Source organism: Bacteroides caecigallinarum (assembly GCF_016901995.1).
In the GTDB taxonomy this organism is placed as follows: domain Bacteria; phylum Bacteroidota; class Bacteroidia; order Bacteroidales; family Bacteroidaceae; genus Phocaeicola; species Phocaeicola cellulolyticus.
Window position 1 is genome coordinate 19,843 of record NZ_JACJLE010000009.1, and the last position, 21,931, is coordinate 41,773.

The window sequence follows — 21,931 nt, forward strand, 5'->3', positions numbered from 1 at the left end:
AGTTTTCAGTAGCGGTATTTGTTTTTTCTTAATCCAAATTACGGCACTTCACAGTTCAAATACTGCTTAAACACTGTTTAAATGGTATTTATACGAAACCCGAAAAATGAAAATTTAGAATGTAGAATACTAAAAAATATATCCAATTACAACCGATGCAACACCTACTTTTATATCTTTGCATTATATAAGAAAAAAAGAATGACTATGAACAAAGACATAACTTGCTTCACCGTTTCCGAAGATGAAAGCATTGCAAGACACATAATGAAAGAATGCAGCAGAGTGAAGCAGACTATAGCATTGAAAATCAACGAAATGAACTCTACTCAGGGGATAAGAAAAATCTTACGGCAGGCAGAAACGGATTTTATACTGATATACACCAAACCATTTCCTATAAACCTGGGATATAAAGCCATAGAGCGCATGGCAGACTATCTTATGGCAGACAATGCCGGTATGACTTATGCCGACCATTACATCATGAAGGAAGATACACGTCTGCCTCATCCTGTTATCGACTATCAGAAAGGAAGTGTACGCGATGACTTCGACTTCGGTTCGCTGATAATGTTCAGAACTGATGTTTTCAGAAAAGCAGCCGAAAGCCTTTTGGCGCAAAAGGAATATTTATTCTCGGGACTTTATGCACTGCGACTGGCTGTTTCGAGAATTGCTGACATTATCCATATCAGGGAGTTTTTATATACAGAAGTAGAAGACGACTTGCGAAAATCGGGAGAGAAACAGTTCGACTATGTTGACCCCCGCAACCGAAACGTACAGATAGAGCGTGAAGAGGCTTTTACATATCATCTGAAACAAATAGGTGCTTACCTCCCGCAAAGAAACAGACTGATAGATACCGAAGAAGGCAATTTTGCATACGAAGCTTCGGTCATTATTCCTGTGAGAAACAGAGTGAAGACTATTGATGATGCAATAAAGTCGGTTCTGGAACAGGAAACAGATTTCAAATTCAACATTATAATAATAGACAATCATTCTACTGACGGCACTACCGAATGCATAGATAAGTATAAAAATAATAAGAATGTGATACACATAGTTCCGGAACGTACTGACCTAGGCATAGGCGGATGCTGGAATCTGGGTATTGAGCATCCTGAATGCGGACGTTATGCTGTACAACTAGACAGTGATGACATCTACAGCAGTCCGCACACACTGCAGACTATAGTGGATAAGTTCCGTACAGAGAAATGCGCCATGGTTATAGGCTCGTACAGGATGACAAACTTCAGTCTGGAGACGTTGCCTCCTGGAGTGATTGACCACAAAGAGTGGACAGACGAGAATGGCCATAACAACGCTTTGCGTATAAACGGACTCGGCGCTCCACGCGCTTTCTTCACTCCACTGTTGCGTGAAACAAGAGTTCCGAACACAAGCTATGGAGAGGACTATGCACTGGGACTGGCTTTTTCAAGAAATTACAAAATTGGAAGAATTTACGATGTGGTATATCTGTGCCGCCGCTGGGAAGGAAACTCTGATGCGGCATTGAGCATTGAGAAGATTAACCAGAACAATGCATATAAAGACAGTCTGCGCACTTTGGAGATAAACAGAAGACTCGAACTGGCAGAAAAAGAAGCTGAAGAATTCATTGCCGCACAGTTCGAAAAATGGGAGCTTTGTCGCAAAAATCATGAAGCGTTGAAAGGCATCAAAACCAAAAGTTTCAATATCGACGGAAACAATATCAAGGTGCAGTTCAATCCGGCAAGAGCAGTATCTACACTGGCAAAACTTGACAAATCATCCATCGAAGCACGTCCATGCTTCCTCTGCATGAAAAACAAGCCTGAAGAACAGTATTCAATAAGCATTGATGCAGGAATGAAATTCAGCATCAGAATAAACCCATATCCTATTCTGCCGGGACATCTGACAATTTCTTCGGAAGAACACATTCCACAGACACTGGCAGACAAAATGGATATGCAACTGCCGGGAAAGGTTCTTCAAAAAGTAGAGGATTATTTCGGACACGGATATGCCATATTCTATAATGGCGCTAAGTGCGGCGCATCGGCTCCGGATCATTTCCATTTCCAGGCTGCCAGAAAGGAGGATATTCCTTTTATAGCCCAATGGGAAGAAATCTTCAAATCTGCAGTCAAAGATGAAACTGTAGAAATGCAGAACGGAGATATATGTACAAGCTTCTCAGTCAATGGCTATATATGTCCGATAAAAGCTTTTATTTCTCACTCTGGTAACATTGATACAGAGCTACTCAACAGATATCTGAACTCACTGACTACACATGAAGGTGAAACTGAACCACGATTCAATATGTTTGCATGGAGAGATACAGACGGTAAGTTTATAACTGCATATTTTCCGAGAGAAGCGCACCGGCCATCATGCTATTTTGCGGAAGGCAAAGAACAGATATTTGTCAGTCCTGGAGCACTGGATATGGCTGGTCTTATAGTAACTCCGCGCGAAGAGGATTTCTTAAAAATAACAGAATCGGACATAAAAAAGATTTACAAGGAAGTATCATCATGGAAAAACCATATATAAATGTAGGTATAGTAACGGGGAAAGAAATCTCATTTACTCTGAATGGCAAATACCTGACACAAGAAGGTGAAGTCATAACGGGACAGCTTAAAGCATCTGCAACGGGAAATGGGGAAATCTCATTGGGCACAAAAAAAATTGAGTCCATAGAACTCACTCCGGAAGACAACAACTGTTCGTTTACACTTCATAATGTAACAATAGGTATCTCCTATCATTGGGAAAGGCAAGAGGAGCAGACTTTCACCGGAAAATTAAAACTGATTACAGATGGAGAGAATGTGATAGCCATAAACATATTGCCCGTTGAGGATTATCTGGTGAGTGTGATTTCTTCAGAAATGAGTGCCACCTCATCGCTGGAATTCTTGAAATCGCATGCGGTAATATCGCGTAGCTGGCTTCTTGCACAAATTGAAAACAGAGACAGGAAAAACGTACATAAATCTTTACAACAAAATTTCACAACAGATGAAAACTGTATAATAAGATGGTACGACCGTGAGGATCATAAACTTTTCGATGTATGTGCCGACGACCACTGTCAGAGGTATCAGGGAATCACAAAAGCCTCAAACCCGTCTGTAGCAAAAGCTGTGAAAGAGACTGAGGGCATGGTACTTATGTATGGTGATGAAATATGCGACGCGAGATTTTCAAAATGTTGTGGAGGTGTTTCGGAAACATTCGATACCTGCTGGGAAGATAAGGATTATCCGTATCTGCAACCTGTCATTGACAATTCTGAAAACAATGATATACCGGACCTCAGTATTGAAGAGAATGCCGAAAAATGGATTCGTACCACTCCTGCCGCATTCTGCAATACGCACGATGAAAAGGTTCTGAAACAGATTCTGAACAACTATGATCAGGAAACTACTGATTTCTACCGTTGGAAAGTGAAATACTCGCAAAAGGAAATATCGGAACTCATTCACAGGAAGACAGGTATTGAGTTTGGAGATATTAAAGATCTCATCCCAATGCAAAGGGGAAAGTCCGGAAGAATTTCAAGACTTAAAATAGTAGGGACTCTGCGCACTGTAACTATAGGCAAGGAACTGGAAATACGCCGTGCTTTGTCGGAAAGCCATCTGTTCAGTTCGGCTTTTGTTGTTGACAAGACAGAAGTTGCAGGCAGCGTTCCGTCAGAGTTTACTATAACCGGTGCCGGCTGGGGACACGGAGTAGGTTTATGCCAGATTGGTGCAGCCATGATGGGCGAAAAAGGTTATTCCTACGACAAAATTCTTTTACATTATTACAGGAATGCTGAAATAAAGAAAGTTTATTAGTTGTTAGTTATTAGTTGTTAGTTATTAGTTGTTAGAATTGGCTTTTGTACTTTAAAATAATATGAATGAAACAATAAAAACACGTTCGCCATGGACATGGGTACCTTCGCTTTATTTCGCCGAAGGTCTTCCTTACGTGGCTGTTATGATAATATCGCTCGTAATGTATAAGCGAATGGGAATTTCGAACACGGAAGTGGCTCTATATACCAGTTGGCTGAACCTTCCTTGGGTTATCAAACCGCTTTGGAGTCCGTTTATCGACATCATAAAAACCAAACGCTACTGGATTACCTCAATGCAATTGCTGATAGGTGCAGGACTGGCAGGAATAGCTTTCACTATTCCTACAGATTCATTTCTGCAAACCACTCTAGCAATATTCTGGCTGATGGCATTCAGCTCCGCCACTCACGATATAGCAGCTGACGGATTCTATATGATAGGACTTTCACAACACGAGCAGGCACTGTTTGTAGGAATAAGGAGTACCTTCTATCGTCTTGCCACAATAACCGGACAGGGTGGACTTATCATGCTTGCCGGTTATCTGGAAAGCAGCAGTGGAAATATCAGCCGGGCATGGAGCATTACTTTCTATATCCTGTCGGGACTGTTCATAGGCCTGTGGCTTTACCACAGATATATCCTACCCCGCCCATCTTCAGACATTAAAATAAGCAACAGCAATTCAGAAGGTATTCTGTCGTCATTCATAGGTACATTTCGTTCGTTCTTCAAAAAAGAACAGGCAGTCACGGCTATCCTTTTCATGCTTCTTTACCGCCTGCCCGAAGCTCAGTTGGCCAAAATGGGTATTCCATTTCTGCTTGACCCGTTGGAAAAAGGTGGTATGGGAATGACTACGGAACAGATTGGTTTCACTCAAGGTACCGTAGGAGTGATAGGCCTCACAATAGGTGGGATTCTTGGAGGAATTGCAGTTTCTCGTCACGGACTGAAAAAATGGCTCTGGCCTATGGTATGGGCTATATCACTGCCCGATATAGTTTATGTATATTTGAGTTTCTTTCAGAACAGCAGTCTGGAAGTAATAAATTTATGTATTTTCATCGAACAATTCGGCTATGGTTTTGGTTTTACTGCATATATGCTCTACATGATTTATTTCTCGCAGGGAGAAAGCAAAACAGCACATTATGCAATATGTACAGCATTTATGGCTTTGGGAATGATGCTTCCGGGAATGATAGCCGGATGGCTGCAGGAAACCATGGGATACCGTATGTTCTTTATATGGATAATGGTATGCACGGCTGCGACGTTCTGGGTTACATCATTGCTGAAAATTGATAACAATTTCGGGAAGAAATGAGTATAAACAGAAAAATGGGACATAACTTGCTTGAATATTACCATAAAATATCTTTTTGATTTTTCATTTAAACATATATCTTTGTGACATAATAACAAAAAAATGAAACATATGAAACGAAATCTATTATCAACTCTAATTGTAATTACTAATATATTATTAACAGCTTTCCTAGCCTCTTGCGGTGAAAGCTATGCTCCGATAACATTGGTCAGCGCTGACGGAAAGAGTCATATTACAAATAATGATACTATATATATCGATGCTTTCACAGAAGGACAGGATTTCTACATCAATGGAGGCAACGGAAAATATATACTGGAAAATCTGAACAAAGATATCGTCAGCTATGAATACAATGGAGAGAAATTATCGCTTACTCCAGTAAAGATAGGAAACGGCATTATGCGTATTACTGATTACGAGAAGAATGAAAGCAGATTTGTTATAACCGTTAAAAATCAGGCACGCATATTCCATGTAAATAATATCTCTACTGAAGTTATAGGAGGATCATTGACTCAGGATGAGACAAAAATGATTGAAGAAGATATAACAAACAGTGCAATAATGAAGACCGGAGGGTCTATAGAATTTACCTATACTGTAGAAGAGCTTAACGGAGGTAATGTAAGCATATACCCACAAAAAGGCGCAAGTGCAGTAACCGGAATTTTCAGTCAGAAAGAATCTTACGATCCGGAAAACGGAAACAAGATATTAAGTTTCGACATATCACTGGCAGGAAACAACAAAATAGAACTGGATCTGATTGATAAAACTGAAAATAATTACACATATAAGGTTCTTCGACATGATGTGACTGAAACATATCAGAGTCAGTATCCTAGACTTGAAAAGGCAACAATTGAATATATTCTGGAAGACACAACTGAAAACTGATGACAGACAGACCTGAACACATCGACATACAATCTTTTGATTTTTTCCAAAGAATAGAAAAAATACATACTCAGCCCGCAGCGTCGCAAGACAACCTGCGGGCTAAGTATATTTTGCTATATAAGGTTCTGCAACAGGCATGTTACGAACTCACCACAGGAGTGACAGCCTCATTTGCAAATATGTTCTCCAGGCTGGACTTTATATGCAAGGAGAAGAAGATGACTCCTTCGGACAGATACGCCATACAGACTATGAGGCGTAACTGTAATTCAGCAATGGGTGATAACTTCCAGCCGGACATGAACGAATATCTCTACGACCTAAGGGCAATAGTGAGATTCATATCACTCGGTTTTGAAGAAGACATACCGGCATCCATACTTCCGCAGATACCGCATTCCAACCGCCCGTACAGCGGAACACGCCTGTCGCATATTCCTTACGTGAGAGCATCGGTGAACAGCTGGAACGAAAATCTTATTTTCGCATCTACCGACAGCGATGAGGATCCGATGATAGTAATCAACTATGCCAAGGGAGGATTTAACGGCGACATGCTGTATCTGAATGATCTACTTGAGGAAAACATGCAGATAAACCTGCTTGGTGTGAAAGTAGATGAAGAAAACCACTATATACCGGAACTGATAATATTACATCCGGACTTTCTGATAGATATCAGTTCGCTGGCTTCATGCTTCAGGGAGTACGGACATCATCCGTTGAACTTTTTCATGAGCCGAATAAAGCCTAAGGCAAATACTCACCACATACTTATGGGTAACCTCGCCGGACTGTTTCTGGACGATTATATAAACGAAAGGAATACACAACCTGTGACATACGCAGGCAGCCTGAAGAAATTCTTCTCGGCTTCGGCACTTGATTTCTGTACCTGCCCTATACCTGACAATTTCCATACAATGGCACAGGCGCAGATGATTAATATCCGTTCCTTCGTAAATGATATTCTCCCGCACAGCATTCCTTCTTTCGACAGAAACAAGGTTATGCTTGAAGCATCGTTTATTTGCGAAAAGCTTGGTTTGCAGGGACGTGTGGACTTGCTTCAGAATGATTTCAAGGTACTGATAGAACAAAAATCAGGTAAAAAGGATGAGTACAACAAAAGGCATAAGGAAGACCATTTCATACAGATGATGCTGTATCAGGGTGTTTTGATGTATAATTTCGGAAAGGCAACCGAAGATATGCAGACCTTCCTGCTTTATTCCAGATATACGGACGGACTTATCATTGAACACTTTACCGACAAACTCTTCCGCGAAAGTATCAAGCTGAGAAACATGATAGTGTGCAACGAAATGGCTTTCAGCGAAGGAGCTATTTCGAATGTAACGGAAGAGATTGACACAGATCTTCTTAATGAATTGCAGGTGCACAACAAGCTGTGGACCGACTATCAGGAGCCTGAACTTTATAAAACAATTCAGACCCTAAAACACTGCTCACCACTGGAAAAGGCTTATTTCCAGCGTTTCTTTACATTCATATCAAAGGAATCGGTACTGGCTCGCACAGGCGGCAGTGACGACTCATCCAGAGGATTTGCCTCGGTCTGGAACACTCCGTTGGCCGAGAAAATAGAAAACGGTAACATTCTTACAGGTCTGAAAATAAAGGACAAACGCAAGAGTTCGCCCAACAAGGGATATGACCTGATAGAACTCAGCATACCTGCTCAAGGCGATGATTTCCTGCCCAACTTCAGAAAAGGAGATATAATAATATTCTATCCATATACAGAAAAACCAGACGTGAGAGACGAAATTCTCATGAAAGGAAACATAACAGAAATAACTCCCGACAATATAACAATAATACTGAGGAACGGACAGCAGAACAAGGACATAATAGGTGGAAATAACGATACTTTTGCCATAGAACATGATTCTTCGGACGTTTCCGCTTCGGCAGGAATAAGAGGGCTTTTCTCTTTCCTTTCTGCACATACAGACAGAAAGGAACTTCTCCTTGGGGCCAGAGAACCATCGTTTAATGAGGGAGTAAAGTTGAACGGCAGCTATGGACGTTTTGATGAAATCATTCTCAAGGAAAAACAGGCAGAGGACTACTTCTTGCTTGTAGGACCTCCGGGTACGGGAAAGACTTCGTGTGCATTGAGATTTATGGTTGAAGAAGCTCTTTCAGAGAAAAATACGTCCATACTGTTATTATCATATACCAACAGGGCTGTAGATGAGATTTGCAACATGCTTGTTGATTCCGGAATAGCATCCAATACCCCTTTTATTCGCATAGGGCATGAAATGTCGTGCGACAAAAGATTCGAACCTTTCCTACTGAAAAATCAGTTGGAAGACTGTCCGAAACTGACTGATATCAAAAAGAAAATTTCGGATACAAGGATATTCGTAGGAACGACTACCGCCATAAATAACAGACTCAATCTGTTCGATATAAAGCACTTCGATATGGCAATAATAGACGAGGCTTCGCAGATTCTTGAACCGGACCTGATAGGAATACTATCTGCAAGAAGTGGCAACTGCAATGCAATAGATAAATTCGTGCTTATAGGCGATTACAAACAGTTGCCTGCCATTGCACTCCAAAATGCGGAAAGCGCCAAGATTACAGACCCTCTTCTGAATACCATAGGACTGTATGATTGCAGAAACTCGCTGTTCGAAAGACTGTACAGACAGAGTGATGAAAAGGCAAAAAGCGTACTGAGGAAACAGGGACGAATGCATCCGGCAATCGCCGAATTCCCGAACACTACGTTCTACAGCCGTGAGTGCCTGGAATGTGTACCTCTCCCCCATCAGGAAGAGGAATTGCCGTATGCAAATATTCCGGAAAATCCGGATATGATAGAAAAGCTTCTAACTTCGAGAAGGATGGTTTTCATCACTGCGCCTACCCCTGAAAATATATCAGCATCATCGGATAAAGCCAACATAAACGAGGCTAAAATCATAGCCGCATTGTTGAAAAGAATCTACAGTCTGACGGAAAACTATTTTGATGCGGACAAAACTGTAGGAATCATTGTGCCATATCGCAACCAGATAGCAATGATAAGAAAGGAGATTTCATCTCTCGGCATTCCGGAACTGATGAATATCTCCATAGACACTGTAGAAAGATATCAGGGAAGCCAGAGGGATATTATAATATATTCCTTCACCGTAAGAAATACCAGCCAGCTGAATTTCCTTACATCGAATACTTTCCGCGAGGAAGATGCAATCATAGACAGGAAACTGAATGTAGCCATCACCCGTGCCAGAAAGCAGATGATAATGACAGGCAATCCGCAGGTGCTTAGCGCAAACATCACGTTCTATAAGCTGATGGAATATATCCGCATGAATAATGGGTTTATTGATACTAATACAAATGACTTCTGTAAAGGTAACTTTACTATACCTTCATACGACATGAACTGGGAAACGGATGGTAAATCGTATTCCATAAAACCGGAATTTGAACAAGCATTCAACGCCATTATAGAAAGACAATATTCGGAGATAGTCTATTTATCAGGAATGGATGTCGCACGTGCCAAGGAACTGATTTCATACGGGAGAACAGATTTCAACTCTTTACACGGCTTGAAAGCAGATGACTACGCCCTACTGTTCAACTTTCATGAAATGAGAAAACAATATTCGGCTGCCATGGCAATGTACGAGGACTGTGGAAACTGGCTGAGGAATGCCATACGAAATGTTTCGGGAAGAATGGTATTCTGCGATATATCATATGAATCGGCTGCATCAGGCCTGGCATTCATAGACCTGTGCAGGCAGCTGAACCATACGGATATATATTACTTGGGAATATACCCTAAGGAAGAAATGGGACAAACGAGCGAAAAATTCCTTACGTCAGAGAACTACAAACACGTGAAATGGAGTCTGTATCCACGCATCACGGCTGTAAGCGACAGTTTCTGGAAATCACACTCCGTACTTCCTGAACTTGTTATATTCAATATGTCGAACATTATGGGCTGCATATCTCCTATCGAAGCAAGACATCTTGCCATGTACATAAACCAACTGGTACACGCACGCCCAACGAACCACTACATCACCATATACAGGGATGATGCAGGAAACATGGCTAACAGAAATGCATATATGGCTTTCTGCAGTCACCTGGGCAGAGAGTTCATCAGCCTGAACGAACAAATGCCAATGACAGCAAAATATTATTTAGGGAAAAACACTAATATTCCTGAATATAAGGAATTTATTTACGAAATAAAATCAAACAGATAAAGAACAGCAATGACAAACAATACGAAACGTGCAGTAATTATGGGAGCTACTTCAGGATTAGGCTATGAAGTGGCACGACTTCTGCTTGCAGATGGCTGGAAACTGGGAGTGGCAGGCCGAAGAGAAGAGAACCTGAAGAAATTACAGTCGGAATATCCAGGACAGGTATGCATAAAAGCCATAGACGTAAAGGACTGCAATGCCGACAAGGCACTTCTATCTCTGATTGACGAACTTGGCGGTATGGATATGTATTTCCACAGTTCTGGTATAGGATATCAGAATACGAGACTTGATGCCGATATAGAACTGAATACACTTGAAACAAACGGAACCGGATTTACCAGACTGGTAGGTACTGCTTTCAGATATTTCAGAGAAAAAGGCAGAGGACATATTGCAGTGATAAGTTCCATTGCCGGAACGAAAGGTTTGGGTGTAGCACCTGCATATTCTGCCACAAAGAGATTTCAAAACACATATATTGATGCACTCGAACAACTTGCCGGAATGCAGAAGCTGAATATCCGTTTCACGGACATACGCCCCGGATTCGTCGCTACAAGTCTGCTTAACGACGGCAAGAATTATCCTATGCTGATGAAAACGTCATACGCAGCAAAGCTGATAGTAAAAGCCTTAAAGAGAAATAAAAGAATAGCTGTGATAGACTGGAAATACAGCATACTGGTATTCTTCTGGAAACTCATACCGCGATGCATCTGGAAAAGGATGAAAGTGAAAAACTAAATCATGCAGTATGCAGAACTTTCTCTTTTTCCACTATACGGCATAATCTGCGATATACATATCTGAATGCCGGAAGAAGAAAGGCCACGGCAAACATCCATGCCACAGGATCACCAAAGCATACCGCCCAGTATCCCCACATTGGAACAGCCACTACGCTGACCAATACACGGGCTATCATCTCTGCCACTCCGGAAAGCATAGACAACTGGGTATAACCGGCTCCCTGAATGGTATATCTGAATATACACACCATACCCAAAAATATGAAGAATGAAGCCGATACATGCAGAAACAATGCCGTGTCGGCCAATACTTCTGTTTCAGAGGCATCGACAAACAGCATGGCTATCTCTTCAGAAAAATTCCACAAAACCAGATTTACCATTGCTACATAGGCTACAGTAAGCAACATTGATGCTTTAACACCCTGCCATATTCTCTCCGGTTTTCCTGCTCCGTAGTTCTGTCCGCTGTATGTAGCCATTGCCATACCAAGACTTTCGAGCATACAGAGGAAGAACATCTTTATTCTCATAGCTGCAGTAAATGCCGCCACACATGCCGTCCCCAAAGCATTGTTGGAACCCTGAAGCATTATACTGCCAATGGCTGTTATGGAAAACTGGAGTCCCATAGGTGCACCTATGTAGAGCAACTGTTTCGCCAATTCAGGTCGGAAACGTCTGTCTGCAGGAGCAGTTTTAAGAATGTCAAACTTGCGATACATATACTTATAGCACATAAGTGCCGATACCCCCTGCGAAACAACAGTGGCTATAGCAGCACCGGCAACACCCCATCCCAACACCAGGATACATACCAGATCGAGAACAATGTTCAGTACAGTAGATATTAGAAGGAACCAGAACGGTGTCTTGCTGTCGCCCAATGCACGTATTATACTGGAAAGAAGATTATAATAGAAAGTACACGGAATACCGATAAAAGTTACCAAGAGATATAGATAAGCTCCTTCCATGATATTATCAGGTGTCTGCATCCATTTCAAGATATAGGCACAAAGCAGACTCGTAACAATGGCTATAGCAACAGACATCACTCCTGCCAGTTTCAGGCTGACCGATACAAATCTGCGCATAGTGACATAATCGCGTGCACCGAATTTCTGAGCAACAGGAATACCGAAACCACCGCAACATCCATTACAGAAGCCAAGGATAAGAAACACGACAGACGTGCTTGCACCTACAGATGCCAGTGCATTTATACCAAGAAACTTACCCACTATCGCAGCATCTACAAACGAATATGTCTGCTGAAGCAGATTTCCCAATAAGAGTGGAACTGTGAAATTCAATATAAGAGGCAGAGGAGCCCCGGATGTCATCTCTTTAGACTTTGCCATATATCCTGTACTTTTTACCGGGATGCAAAGGTAATGTATTTTCTACACTCATAGACTTAGGGTTATCAGGATTTTAACAAAAAATAAACTGCACCGGACGATATTGTTCTCACAATCATCATCCGATGCAGTTTGAATATTATTTGAAAATTGTTTGCAAAAGCATTGCAAAGCCTTTGCAAGACATCTTATCAGATACCAAGAGATTTCTTGACAGCTTCAATCTTTTCTTCAGCGTCAGCGCATGCTCCTGCATAGCACTTAGGACATGCCATTTCGCCCTTGATTTCCATATAGAACTTAATCTTAGGCTCTGTACCTGAAGGACGTACAGAAATCTTAGTACCGTCTTCTGTGAAGAACTGAAGTACGTTAGATGGTTCCGGCATATCAATGTCTGTTACATTACCGTTGCCGTCTGTTGCCTTAAGAGTCTTGTAGTCCTTAACAAGAGCAACTTTAGAACCGCCAAGTTCCTTAGGAGGACATGCACGGAAGTTGTCCATCATAGCCTTGATTTCATCAGCACCGCTCTTACCAGGTTTAGTAACGTTTACAGTCACTTCTTTAGAGAAACCGTATTCAACGTAGATTTCCATCAATATATCATACAATGTCTTGCCCTGATCCTTAGCCCAAGCACAGATTTCAGCAAGAAGAGCACATGCAGAAACAGCATCTTTATCACGAACGAAATCTTCAGCAAGGAATCCGTAGCTTTCTTCACCACCACCGATATACTGTTTGATACCTTCGTTCAGACGGATCTGACGTGCAATCCATTTGAAACCAGTGTAGCAGTCGTACATTTCGATATTGTTCTTGTCAGCCACAGCCTTGATAAGTTCAGTAGTAACGATAGTCTTAACAACGAATTCATTACCCTTCATCTTACCCATAGCGATACGGTTCTTGATGATGTAGTACAAGAAGATCAAGCAAGTCTGGTTACCGTTGATAAGTACCCATTCGCCTTCGCTGTTCTTGCAAGCCATACCAACACGGTCAGCATCAGGGTCAGAAGCCATAACGATATCAGCATCGATACTCTTTGCAAGGTTGATAGCAAGTGTAAGAGCCTCAGCATTTTCAGGGTTTGGAGAGATTACAGTTGGGAAGTCACCACTCTTAACCATCTGTTCCGGAACGCAGTGAACATTCTCGAATCCCCACATCTTAAGAGCCTGAGGGATAAGCATCATACCTGTTCCGTGGATAGGAGTATAGACAATCTTGAGGTCTTTCTGACGTTTGATAACTTCAGGGTCGATAGAGATTGAGTGTACTTTTTCCAAATAGATATCATCCACATCCTTACCGATAATCTGTATAAGGTCTTTGTTGCCTTCGAATTTGATATCTGCAGCAGAAGCAATCTTGTTAACTTCGTCAATGATACCCTTGTCGTGTGGAGCAAGAACCTGTGCACCATCATCCCAGTATGCCTTGTAGCCGTTATATTCCTTTGGATTGTGTGAAGCAGTAAGGATAATACCGCTCTGGCAGCCAAGATGACGGATAGCAAACGACATTTCAGGAGTTGGACGCATATCGTCGAAAAGATATACCTTAATACCGTTTGCAGAGAAAATATTAGCAGAGATTTCAGCAAACAGGCGGCTATTGTTACGGCAGTCGTGACCAACAACTACAGAGATATCTTTCTTGCCTGCAAAACATTTATTAAGATAGTTAGACAATCCCTGAGTTGCAGCACCTACAGTGTAGATATTCATGCGGTTTGAGCCAACGCCCATGATACCACGCAAACCACCTGTACCAAATTCAAGATCTTTATAGAATGCTTCAATCAAGTCTGTCTTGTCTTCGTTTTCGATCATACGTTTTACTTCTGCCTGAGTTTCGGCATCATATGCTGGTGTCAACCATTTTTGTGCCTTCTCAATACAAAGCTTAATTAATTCTTCGTTTCCCATGATTAGTTGTTATTAAAATGATTATTGATTATATGATTAATTATGCACAAAAATATAAAATAGAAACAAATTATCCTAATGTTTTTTTATCAAATAAGACGTAAAAACAAAAAGAACGACAACAGCAATCAAAATTGAAATAAAACCCTGTTGCTATTTCATCAGGATTACAGCAAGAAACATCTTTCAAATAAATACAATAAACTAATCCAATGAAAGTTTATATCCATTTCCCCTAATATTAATAATCTGGATACGTTTATCCTTCGACAAGCGATGCCGTATCCTTGTTATCAACACTTGCAGACTTCTTGTACAGAAAAAATCATCGTTTCCCCATAATTCCAGCAACACATTCTGCATGGGAACAATAGAATCGAAATTCTGACAGAATCTTTTCAAAACCTCTGTTTCTCTATTTGGAAGTTGTTCTGTTTCACCAGTAGGTATATATAAAAGAATACCCTTGTCCGCATCAAACTCATAATCTCCAATATTAAACATATGCTGTTCCGATTCCTCTTTTGAAGAAATACGTCCGGTCAGAGCTTTTATACGTACTATAAGCTCTTTCATGGCAAACGGTTTGCGGATATAGTCATTGGCACCGGTTTCAAATCCTGCCACTACGTCATCCACCTCCGTTTTTGCCGTCAGAAATATTACTGGTGTAGTTTTATCGGTGTTACGTATTTTCTTTACCACATCCAGCCCTGACATCTTTGGCATCATTATATCAGAAACCAGAACATCGGGTTTTGATTCAAAGAATAGTTTCAATCCCTCCTCGCCATCATAGGACATGCTAACGTCAAAGCCAACACTTTCCAGTGTATCTTTTATTATCTTCGCCAAAGTTATTTCATCTTCAATAAGCAATACTTTTATCTTTCCCATATCATTATAATTCAATTGTAAACGTACTTCCATTACCCGGAGTACTTGTCAATGAAATCTGTCCTCCATGTCTTTCCACAATCGTTTTTGCAAAATAAAGTCCTATACCATATCCTTTCACTTCATGTACATCGCCATGAGGAACACGATAGAATTTCTCGAATACATGTCTCTGATGTTCCTGTGCGATTCCAATCCCGTTGTCTGATACTGAAATAAACAACTTATCTGATTTTCTGATTGCTTTAAGCAGTATCCGTACCGACTCACCTGAATACTTTACCGCATTATCGACTAAAGTGGAAACCACGCTCAACATCAGTTTTGCATCGAATATAGCAGTCAGATTATCATCGGCCTCTATCTGTATATCACAGGCTTTTGCAGTACGTAATCTGGTCTCCTGTACTATTTTCTCAAACATGTCTCTTATATTTGTTTCCGATACTTCCAGCCGGAAATTACCTCTTTCCTTCATTGACATCGACAGGATACGCTCCACAAGGGCACTCAGTTTTTCCAGCTGTTCCTTTGTGTCAAGCAGATATTCCTCCCTTTTTACAGGATTGTCCGCCAAGCCATAATTCAGCAAAGCATCATTTGCCGCGTATGCCACTGCAATAGGAGTCTTCAGTTCGTGAGTGATATTGCTTGTAAAACTGCTTTTCATCTCGTCAAATTCCATCTGCTTTTTCAGAGTATTTATGAAAAACCAGAAAGAGAATATCACTATGGCGACAACCATCAACGAAGTGAATATAATGCCGGACATATTCAACAGTATATATCCGGTCATCAGCCCAGTATCAAATGAATAAAGTTTTTTACCAAGAGTTGATTTAACTATGATATATCCATTTCGAACAACAGAATCGGGATTTACATTAGATACAAACTCCTGTGTATCCAGCGGACGGAAGATTTCATCTATACCTGCCTCCTTAAAATTCTGAAAAAGTATGGAATCCATCATTTCATAAAATTCCGGAGAAGTTACTGAAGATGCCACCTGTTTATTAAAGTCGTCACGCCTATATACACTTATTGACCTAATTTTATTCCCAAAAGAAGAGTCTCTTTTTATTGATACAATCTTAGACAAATTATCATGACTCAAAAATGCTATGGAGTCTGTCAGTTGCTCTCGTTTTAACTGAAACGAATAAGCTGCAAGTTCAGACTTGGAAATCAATGAACTGATCTGCATCTCCAACGACTGTCGTTGAGACTTGTAAAGCCCCGAAAGCCAATACCCCTCATAAGCAGCAATCATGACAACTGAAATTACTGCAATAATCAGGAATCTATGTTTATTATCAATCTTCATACCAAATAAATCAGTTTAACAGAACAAAAGTAATAGTTTTAAGGCAATATAATCACAAATCCACACTCAACTTCATGAGATATTCACGTGGTCTGAGGCGGGTCATAGAGTAAAAACGAGTGATTGAACTTACATTAACCTGCTCATAAACAGAATTGCCTATAATATTGTCTGCCACAAGCGACAATTCCCACTTCTTCGATTTATACCCTATTGAGATATCACAAAAACAGTTCACACCAAAAGATTTTTCATTGCTGTGATATATCTCATTTTTCAGCGAAAACATCCATCCGCCTGCGGGATTGAAATTTATCCCAAGCGAGTGTGACCAGTCAATTACACCACTTTCATTGTATGGAGTTGTTTTTTCCAATCTATTGCATATCATCATTTTTGACTTACCCTGTATTGATATACCTTTCACAGGCTTCAATGAATAGTCAAACGACGCATGATACACGTTCATCCTGTTTTTAGCCAACACTCCGGAAACCAACATCTGCGATTCGGATGAGTTTACTCCCCCTCCAAATCCAAGAGTGGTATTTGCCCAAAAGAAATTCTTGGCTATGCGTCCGTCAACGATATATGCGTCTGTACTATAACGCCCGGATGTAGCCACCATATTATACACTCCGGAATCCAATTCTCCGCTATACAGAATATTACCTTTATTATGAATATACACAGGTCGCAGATAGGCGAACAGACCGTAAAGAGGATTACGATAAGTAAACGAAGCGCTCAGAGAATGTGCAAATTGGGTTTCAGGCTCTCCTATTCCTACAGTACATTGAGCATACGAAGTGAAAAGAGGTTCTGTAACAAGTTTCTTTGCATCATACGGATCGGCCGTCAGACGGTAATCAAGAATAAGTTTCGATGTGGGAGACATTTCCCATCTCCAGTTCAGATTAGGCTCAATCCAGAAGTCTGAAGAACGAAGCTTATCAGCAGCCCCATTCCCCGAATTATCCAAGAATTGATTCACATAGCTGACCTTGGTCTTTGCCGTTAACTCATGTCCTTTATGCCTCATACTCACAGACGGACTCCAATATAGCTGTTGAAGCTTCCAGTCAGTGCTGTTTATCTTCTGATAACGACTGTCAAATCCCATCATATTATCAAAATACAATGCTCCGAATTTCTTTTTATACTGCACATGATTTTTCGAAGAGAATAAATCCATATCAAGCAACTGACTGTTGCCGTTTATCGTAAGCAACTGTCCCGGCAAACGGGTATAACCGGTAGAAGAATTAAACTGAATGACATTGCCCCCTGCCGTAGTATGCGACAACAGTAAATCTTCCGAGACCATACGTTTATAAGGTTTGACTGAAAGAGCGGTAAGCCTGTCATTATAAAGTATATTGCCATGACTTACATTCCAGTCGGAATACACTTTCGAAATGCTTTTCAGATATGTCCTTTCCTTATTCAGCGTATATGTGATTTCTCCCTTTGCCTCCTTTCGTCTGCTTTCCACATTCCAATCCTCCGTGATTACCGGCGAACCGTCAAAATCCAGATATGTAGTGGAACTCTTTCTAAGCTGTTCCTCACTGTCAAACAGTCCGCTTGCCTGTATTCTCAGGTCTGAATCTTTTCCGGTCCTCCACAGCCAGTTACCGGAAAGAAGATGACTTTTATTGAATGTATATCTTTCGGCATCAAAGGCAGGACCGCCCAAATCGAGCAAACTGATAATATTCGCTTCTCCACGATATTCCAACAAGTCGGAAAGGCTTAAAATCTCATCTGCAATATTCGTCCCTGTATTTGCGTTCTTATAAAGCAATAATGTCTGGAAATTCTTCTTGAAATTCATCCCCATCAGACGGTTCTCATAAAGAAAGCCATTACTCTTTTCCGCCCATCCCAATCCTATATCAGCCAAACCCGTCCAGACAGACTTGGCATCATCTTTTAGAACTATGTTCAAGGCTGCTTTATCACTGAACTCAATGTCACGCAATGACTTTACAGCCTGATGATTTTCCAAGACCTGAACACTCTCCACCTTGTCTGCCGATATGTTATTGCTGGCCTGGACATACTGGCTTCCCATCAGATCAAGCCCCTCGATGTAAAAATGATTTATCGACTTTCCCTGATAAGATATACTGCCGTTAGGCTTTACTTCCAGACCTGGCATTTTCCTAATTACATCGGCTATACTGCGGTCCTGTATCTGCTTGAAACCTGCTACGGAATATGTCAGAGTATCACCCCTTTCACTTATACGTTCGGCCTTTACAGAAACCTCACGCAGCTGAAAGCTTGTTTCTTTCATTCTGACAACGACCTTATTTACCGAAGGATTATACTTAACTGTCTGTGTTTCATAGCCCAGAAAGCTGAATCTGACATAAGCAATTCCGCCTACAGGTTTAAGAGTAAAGTAACCCTCAGCATCTGAAATGGCATAACACAGCTGCCTGCCAGATTCATTATAAGCCACAATATTCACTCCATACATTCCATTTTCGGATGTATCAACCACCTTACCAAAGAAAACAGCAGAAGATTGCGCAGGCAGACACAAAGAAACAGCAAGGGAGAAACACAACAGAATGATTCTTACCATAACCATACGAATGATGTATTTTCAAATGACATTATTCCAGGTCAAGATAATTACTTGTAGGCTGGACTGTATTGGTTATATCTTTACCGTTGATATCAACAGCCTTTACCAGGTTGATACCCAATTCTTTTGCCGCTTCTCCATAAGTTTTTCCTTCCTCGGCTTTTCTCAGTTTCAGAAATTTCGAACGTGAACACTTCAGAGCCTTGTCCTTTTCGAACAACTCTATTCTGGCATCATAAACATTCTGTTCCAGACCTACAGCTACAAAATGAAAAAGATTGTCAGCATCGCATGCTTCAAGAATCACACCGGGCAAACCTTTCAGAACATAAGGACCTGCCGAAACAGGGATATCGGGTGTGTACCATACAGTCCATGTTCTGCCATAAACTGTCGCTACCGCCTTCTTGCACTGATAATCACAAATCGTTTTGGTACTGTCTGATAATGCCCAGTCTATTTGCGGAAGTTTCTCTGTGTATATAAACTTATTTGTCTTGATATACCTCATATAGGTATATTTATCAGACGATGGCGCACCCGTCAGAACTTCCAGAGAGTTCTTGTTTCCATACTTTTTATTTACATTCTGTGCCCTCACCAGGGCTGTTGCAATATCCGCTTCCTTGGAAATATTATCATACTCCGACGTCCATGCCCTATTATTAGGATTGTAGAAAACAGATTGGGTTTTGCCTACATCCAGAAACCATCTGTAGGTATTGCGTGTCTTACTATACAAAGCATCACAATCGTATGTGACGCGAAACAAGGCTGTTTCCTGCGCATTCAGCACAACAGCCGAAAGAAATAGAATAAAGGTAATAATCTTTCTCATAAATACATTCATTTAATGTTTATATGACAAAGATCGTATATTGGAACCAGATTTGCGGTTAACTCATAGCTAACACTCGGTTAACTAGAGTTAACTGAATCCTCTACTCTACCTTCCACTCCTCTATAGTCCCCGTCTCTGACGAGAACACAGCACCTATCTTATATACTCTACGGCTGTCAGACTCATATTCACGGACATACCCCTTTTCATCTATCTGACGCATAGCCTCATCGGCAGTTCCGTCAAGCTTGAATTCAAAAATATATACATAGTCCGGAGTTTCTACGATACAGTCCACACGACCGTGGCTCTGCACCTTCTCTGTATAGACTGTATAGACACTGATAAGGCGCATTATAAGATAGAATGTATAGTGGAAATATCTTTCCTTTTCGCGCTCGTTCTCTTTGCGTCGCATCGTATAGGGAATACTTGCAAGGAAAGCGGTCATACCGGTACGGAAATCGTCTATCTCACCTTTTTTCAATTGTGAGACAGTTTTCCTTATCCATGATGCAGTCTCCATTTTATCGCCAAAATAAGATGAAGCCACCATCGTAAGAAACCCGCGTTTTACTTCATTGTTTGGGAAATCAAGCAGAAATGTCATTTCTTCCAAATCGAATTTCTTTATAGTAAGGTAGCCACTCTGATATATCATAGGCAATGGCTGCTCAACATTGGCTTTGTAGTCTATAAATTCTTCAGGAGAATAATACTTCCCTGTTATCTCGTTCATATTCTCATCAGAATGCGACAACAGGCGGATAAGATATGTCGGAGTACCACTCTTGAACCAATAATCATTCATTTCACCTGAATCGAATGCATTAAGCAGACTGAAAGGATTATACACATCTGTCATTCTTTTACTGAAATGATAACCGTCATACTGCGATTTCAGTTTTTTCATCATTTCATCATACGTACAACTGTATTCATCAGCCATCTGTTCTATAGGCTCTCTGAAAAAACTCTCCAGTTCCTCCTGAGATATACCGCAAAGTGTCTCATACTTTGCATGCATACTTATATCCTTAGGCTGATTGAATCCGCTGAAAACACTCACCTGCGAGAACTTGGTTACACCTGTCAGGAATACGAACTGCAGGTATTCATCGGCTCCCTTGAAAGTGGAATAAAAACCTTTCAGGACGTTGCGATGCTCTTCCTCCAAATCTTTGTCATAATCCAGGACATCAAGGATAGGCTTGTCATACTCATCAATAAGTACCACAGCACGGAGACCGTTTTTTTTATAAGCTGCCTCGAGTATTCTCTTGAACCTGAAACCCAGATTAAGTTCTTCTTCGCCTTTTTCTATTTCGTACAGTTTCTCCCAATCTGTTATATAGCTTAGAATAGCACTTCTCAATGCACCTTTGATTGTATATTCTCCACCATTGAAATCAATATGAAATACCGGATACACCTTCCAGTCCTTCTCCAGCGCATCAATCTTCAATCCCCTGAAAAGTTCCTTTCTGCCAAGAAAATAGTTCTTCAGTGTCGATACAAGAAGACTCTTGCCGAAACGGCGCGGACGGCTGAGGAAGTATATTGAGCCTTCCTGCACTAAGCTATATACCATATCAGTCTTATCGACATAAACATAATCGTCCTCTATTATACGGTCAAAGCTCTGTATTCCTATAGGATATTTCATATTGGAGAATTAATAATTAAAAGTGAATAAAGACTATTTTGTAAACATTCTTGCCTTTTACAAAGATAGTGAAAGTTGAGAGCAGAGACAAATGAAAAACAAAGTTTTTCAAATTTAAACTATGCCGCAAACGCATCCTAGCTTATCAAAGATAGCGCAAACATAATGTAGT

At 40.8% G+C, this 21,931-nt stretch carries 13 protein-coding genes; 6 read left to right on the forward strand and 7 right to left on the reverse strand.

Annotation, left to right across the window (positions count from 1 at the left end; translation table 11 throughout):
* The first annotated feature begins 207 nt into the window (after positions 1–207).
* The 6 genes from H6A61_RS03615 to H6A61_RS03640 all read left to right on the forward strand — a co-directional run bounded on the left by H6A61_RS03615 (position 208) and on the right by H6A61_RS03640 (position 11,123).
* Positions 208–2,559, forward strand: a complete 2,352-nt coding sequence (locus H6A61_RS03615) for a DUF4922 domain-containing protein (RefSeq protein WP_239469095.1) — start codon at positions 208–210, stop codon at positions 2,557–2,559.
* Positions 2,541–3,857 (forward strand): SpoIID/LytB domain-containing protein, encoded by a 1,317-nt coding sequence (locus tag H6A61_RS03620; RefSeq protein WP_204391054.1) that lies wholly within the window; start codon positions 2,541–2,543, stop codon positions 3,855–3,857. Before H6A61_RS03615 ends, H6A61_RS03620 begins: the two co-directional genes overlap by 19 nt.
* Positions 3,858–3,918: 61 nt before the next feature.
* A complete protein-coding gene (locus H6A61_RS03625) occupies positions 3,919–5,193 on the forward strand; it encodes an MFS transporter (protein ID WP_204391056.1) in 1,275 nt (424 codons plus the stop codon).
* 111 nt (positions 5,194–5,304) lie between these two features.
* Positions 5,305–6,096 carry a hypothetical protein gene (locus H6A61_RS03630; protein WP_204391058.1) on the forward strand — a complete coding sequence of 264 codons (792 nt, stop codon included), beginning with the start codon at positions 5,305–5,307 and terminating at the stop codon, positions 6,094–6,096.
* Positions 6,096–10,373: an AAA domain-containing protein gene (locus H6A61_RS03635; protein ID WP_204391059.1), complete on the forward strand. Its 4,278-nt coding sequence runs from the start codon at positions 6,096–6,098 to the stop codon at positions 10,371–10,373. The genes H6A61_RS03630 and H6A61_RS03635 overlap by 1 nt, the downstream gene beginning before the upstream one ends.
* A gap of 9 nt (positions 10,374–10,382) precedes the next feature.
* Entirely contained in the window at positions 10,383–11,123 is a 741-nt protein-coding gene (locus H6A61_RS03640) for an SDR family NAD(P)-dependent oxidoreductase (RefSeq protein WP_204391062.1), read from the forward strand.
* 1 nt (position 11,124) lies between these two features.
* On the opposite strand, the gene H6A61_RS03645 is transcribed toward H6A61_RS03640, so the two are convergent.
* From H6A61_RS03645 to H6A61_RS03675, 7 genes are all read right to left on the reverse strand, one after another.
* The gene (locus H6A61_RS03645; protein WP_204391064.1) at positions 11,125–12,492 is read right to left on the reverse strand and encodes an MATE family efflux transporter; all 1,368 of its coding nucleotides are present in this window, start codon (positions 12,490–12,492) and stop codon (positions 11,125–11,127) included.
* 191 nt (positions 12,493–12,683) lie between these two features.
* Positions 12,684–14,429: a phospho-sugar mutase gene (locus tag H6A61_RS03650; protein WP_204391066.1), complete on the reverse strand. Its 1,746-nt coding sequence runs from the start codon at positions 14,427–14,429 to the stop codon at positions 12,684–12,686.
* 204 nt (positions 14,430–14,633) lie between these two features.
* Positions 14,634–15,326 carry a response regulator transcription factor gene (locus H6A61_RS03655; protein ID WP_204391067.1) on the reverse strand — a complete coding sequence of 231 codons (693 nt, stop codon included), beginning with the start codon at positions 15,324–15,326 and terminating at the stop codon, positions 14,634–14,636.
* 4 nt (positions 15,327–15,330) lie between these two features.
* Positions 15,331–16,653 (reverse strand): sensor histidine kinase, encoded by a 1,323-nt coding sequence (locus H6A61_RS03660; RefSeq protein ID WP_204391069.1) that lies wholly within the window; start codon positions 16,651–16,653, stop codon positions 15,331–15,333.
* Between the two features lie 52 nt (positions 16,654–16,705).
* Entirely contained in the window at positions 16,706–19,249 is a 2,544-nt protein-coding gene (locus H6A61_RS03665; protein WP_204391079.1) for a carboxypeptidase-like regulatory domain-containing protein, read from the reverse strand.
* Between the two features lie 31 nt (positions 19,250–19,280).
* A complete protein-coding gene (locus H6A61_RS03670; protein ID WP_204391081.1) occupies positions 19,281–20,090 on the reverse strand; it encodes a GLPGLI family protein in 810 nt (269 codons plus the stop codon).
* 103 nt (positions 20,091–20,193) lie between these two features.
* The gene (locus H6A61_RS03675; protein WP_204391083.1) at positions 20,194–21,759 is read right to left on the reverse strand and encodes an ATP-binding protein; all 1,566 of its coding nucleotides are present in this window, start codon (positions 21,757–21,759) and stop codon (positions 20,194–20,196) included.
* Positions 21,760–21,931 lie beyond the last annotated feature (172 nt).

What these genes read in the sequence shown, in the direction of transcription:
- H6A61_RS03615 (WP_239469095.1), top strand. Translation starts at nt 208, where the DNA reads ATGAACAAAGACATAACTTGCTTCACCGTTTCCGAAGATGAAAGCATT.
- H6A61_RS03620 (WP_204391054.1), top strand. Translation starts at nt 2,541, where the DNA reads ATGGAAAAACCATATATAAATGTAGGTATAGTAACGGGGAAAGAAATC.
- H6A61_RS03625 (WP_204391056.1), top strand. Translation starts at nt 3,919, where the DNA reads ATGAATGAAACAATAAAAACACGTTCGCCATGGACATGGGTACCTTCG.
- H6A61_RS03630 (WP_204391058.1), top strand. Translation starts at nt 5,305, where the DNA reads ATGAAACGAAATCTATTATCAACTCTAATTGTAATTACTAATATATTA.
- H6A61_RS03635 (WP_204391059.1), top strand. Translation starts at nt 6,096, where the DNA reads ATGACAGACAGACCTGAACACATCGACATACAATCTTTTGATTTTTTC.
- H6A61_RS03640 (WP_204391062.1), top strand. Translation starts at nt 10,383, where the DNA reads ATGACAAACAATACGAAACGTGCAGTAATTATGGGAGCTACTTCAGGA.
- H6A61_RS03645 (WP_204391064.1), bottom strand. Translation starts at nt 12,492, where the DNA reads ATGGCAAAGTCTAAAGAGATGACATCCGGGGCTCCTCTGCCTCTTATA.
- H6A61_RS03650 (WP_204391066.1), bottom strand. Translation starts at nt 14,429, where the DNA reads ATGGGAAACGAAGAATTAATTAAGCTTTGTATTGAGAAGGCACAAAAA.
- H6A61_RS03655 (WP_204391067.1), bottom strand. Translation starts at nt 15,326, where the DNA reads ATGGGAAAGATAAAAGTATTGCTTATTGAAGATGAAATAACTTTGGCG.
- H6A61_RS03660 (WP_204391069.1), bottom strand. Translation starts at nt 16,653, where the DNA reads ATGAAGATTGATAATAAACATAGATTCCTGATTATTGCAGTAATTTCA.
- H6A61_RS03665 (WP_204391079.1), bottom strand. Translation starts at nt 19,249, where the DNA reads ATGGTAAGAATCATTCTGTTGTGTTTCTCCCTTGCTGTTTCTTTGTGT.
- H6A61_RS03670 (WP_204391081.1), bottom strand. Translation starts at nt 20,090, where the DNA reads ATGAGAAAGATTATTACCTTTATTCTATTTCTTTCGGCTGTTGTGCTG.
- H6A61_RS03675 (WP_204391083.1), bottom strand. Translation starts at nt 21,759, where the DNA reads ATGAAATATCCTATAGGAATACAGAGCTTTGACCGTATAATAGAGGAC.